At 73.4% G+C, this 2,460-nt stretch carries 2 protein-coding genes and 1 pseudogene; 1 reads left to right on the top strand and 2 read right to left on the bottom strand.

Annotation, left to right across the window (positions count from 1 at the left end):
• Nucleotides 1–1,255, bottom strand: a pseudogene (locus CCN56_RS27335) (calcium-binding protein); the annotation flags it as partial.
• Between the two features lie 282 nt (nucleotides 1,256–1,537).
• On the opposite strand from CCN56_RS27335, the gene thpR reads away from it, so the two are divergent.
• Nucleotides 1,538–2,155 carry an RNA 2',3'-cyclic phosphodiesterase gene (thpR, locus tag CCN56_RS27330; protein WP_086830617.1) on the top strand — a complete coding sequence of 206 codons (618 nt, stop codon included), beginning with the start codon at nucleotides 1,538–1,540 and terminating at the stop codon, nucleotides 2,153–2,155.
• Here the strand turns inward: thpR and CCN56_RS27325 are convergent.
• On the bottom strand, nucleotides 2,116–2,460 hold a 345-nt coding region (locus CCN56_RS27325), incomplete at its 5' end, for an N-acetyltransferase (protein ID WP_218779456.1). The genes thpR and CCN56_RS27325 overlap by 40 nt on opposite strands.

Here is a 2,460-nt window from a genome sequence, read left to right as displayed (position 1 = left end):
CCGCGACGATCTTGCCGTCCGGCTGGACGAGCACCCCGCGGGCCTCGTCGAAGTCGTTGAAGCCGGTGACCACGAAGCCGTCACCGCCGAAGCCCGTGTCGACGGTGCCGTTCGGCTGGAAGCGGACCAGACCGAAATCGTTGCTCTCGGAGCTGTTGGGGTCGGTGGCCCGGCCGGCGAGCACGATCCTGCCGTCCTGCTGGAGCGCCATCGCGTACGCGAGGCCGCCGTCGCCCGGGGAGGCGACCGAGGTCCGTCCGGCCGTGCCGAATCCGGCGTCGGGGGTGCCGTCGGCGTTGTAGCGGAGCAGGGCGTAGCCGAGGCCGCCGGAGCCCGCGGCGAGGATCTTGCCGTCGGGCTGCACCGCGACGGCGTTGCCGAACTCGGTGCCGCCGAAGTCGGCGGTGACCATGCCGTCGCCGCTGAAGGTCGTGTCGAGCGTGCCGTTGCTGTTGTAGCGGGCCACGCCGATGTCGAAGGCGGTGTTGCCGACGTAACCGACCGCGACGATCTTGCCGTCCGGCTGGAGGGCCATGCTCCGCGCGATGCCGCCGCCGCCCTGGGGCGAGGTGGACGTGAAGCCCGCGACCACGGTCCCGTCACCGCCGAGGCTCGGGTCGAAGTTCCCGAAGGTGTCGAGGCGTACGAGCGCGAAGCCGTCGCCACCGGGCTTGCCCGCGGCGATGATCTTGCCGTCCGGCTGCACGGCGATGTCGGAGCCGTCCGCGGAGCCGCCGAACTCGTCGACGCGCACGAGGCCGCCGTTGCCGAAGCTCGTGTCCAGGGAGCCGTTGGTGTTGTAGCGGGCCACGGAGAAGAAGCAGCAGCCTCCGCCCTCCTCGGCGAGCACCTCGGTGGTGCCCGCCACGACGATCTTGCCGTCGGAGGGCTGGATCGCCACGGCGTTGGCCGAGTGGGAGCCGCCGCCGAAGTCGCTGGTCACCGTGCCGCCGCTGAAGGTGGTGTCGAGGCTGCCGTCGATGTTGTAGCGGGTGAGCGCGAAGCCGCCCTCGCTCGTCCCCACCACGACCAGCTTGCCGTCGCCCTGCCGTGCGATGTCGTGACCCTCCGCGTAGTTGGTGACGGGGGTCGTCACCCGGCCTCCGTTCCCGAAGGTCGGGTCGAGGTCGCCGGGGGCCGCGAAGGCCGTGCCGGGCAGGGCCAGGACGAGCGCGAGCCCGAGCGCGACCGGCGCCGCGGCCCTCCCGCCCGGTCTGCGGCGCCATGCCGACGGTCTGAGAAGTGCGTGGGTCATGGGTGGACGAACCTCCGTCTTCGCAGGTGAACAGGGAACAGCGCACAGCTTCGGCCCTGAGCTCCGCGCGTCCGCGCGGGCCGTGCCGCGCTGCGCCCCACTGGCCCCGGGGAACCACCCCCGTGGGGGAGCGCACGGGGGCGCGTCGACCGCCGGGCGCCCCTGATGCGGTGTCGGGGAGGTTCGGGGCCGGGCCGGGGTCCCCTGCGTCGGTGGTGTCCGGGGTACCGCGTACCCTCGCCTCCGACGGTTGCGGGACAGATGGTGGGTAGGGAACGGAAGATGGCTGAGGCGCCCGGGCAGGGTACGGAGTCCGGTGACGACGACAGGGCGCGGGCCGCGACCGTGCGCGTGTTCGTCGCGCTCGCCCCGCCCGACGACGCGAAGGACGAGCTGGCGCGCGCGCTGCGCCCGGCGTACGAGGCGTACCCGCGCATGCGGTGGAACCGGATCGAGGACTGGCACATCACGCTGGCGTTCCTCGGGGAGCTCCCGGTGGAGACCGTCCCCCTGCTGCGGCCGCCGCTGGCGGAGATCGCGGCGGCACGGAAGCCCCTGGAGCTGGCGCTGCGCGGCGGCGGGCATTTCGACGACCGGGTGCTGTGGAGCGGGATCGACGGCGACCTCGACGGACTGCACGCGCTCGCCACCGAGGTGCGGACGGTCGTCAAGGAGTGCGGCATCCCCTTCGAGGACCGGCCGCTGCGCCCCCATCTGACGCTCGCCCGCGCCCGCCGCGACGATGCGACGTCCGTACGGGAGGCGGCCGCCGGGCTCGCGGGCTTCACCGGCCGCCGCTGGCCGGCCGAGCGCCTTCATCTCGTCGGCAGCAATTACGGCCGGGGTCCCGGCCCGATCCGCTATCGCGACATCGAGTCCTGGGCCTTCGCCCGGCGATAGCCGTGGGTGCGGCACTCGCGGGTGAAGCCCAGTGCGCCGTACAGCTTCGCGGCCGGGAGGTTCTCGGCGTCGTGGTTGACCGTCACCCGGCGGAGGCCGAGCTCCGCCATGCGCCGCATGGACTCGGCCATCACCGCCCGGGCCAGGCCGAGGCGGCGGAAGGCCTCGTGGGTGCCGACGGGTTCGAAGTGCCCCAGGCCGTTGCGTTCGTCGACCCAGTAGACGGTGTAGGCGCCGATGCGGCCGTCCGGCGCCTCGGCCAGGATCTCGCGGGCCGGGTCGTATCCGGGCCGGGTCATCACTCC

It is taken from the genome of Streptomyces sp. NRRL B-24572, assembly GCF_002156145.1.
Classification (GTDB): Bacteria; Actinomycetota; Actinomycetes; order Streptomycetales; family Streptomycetaceae; genus Streptomyces; species Streptomyces vietnamensis.
Note: the sequence above shows the minus strand (reverse complement) of the source record. Positions and strands in the feature narration are given on the sequence as shown.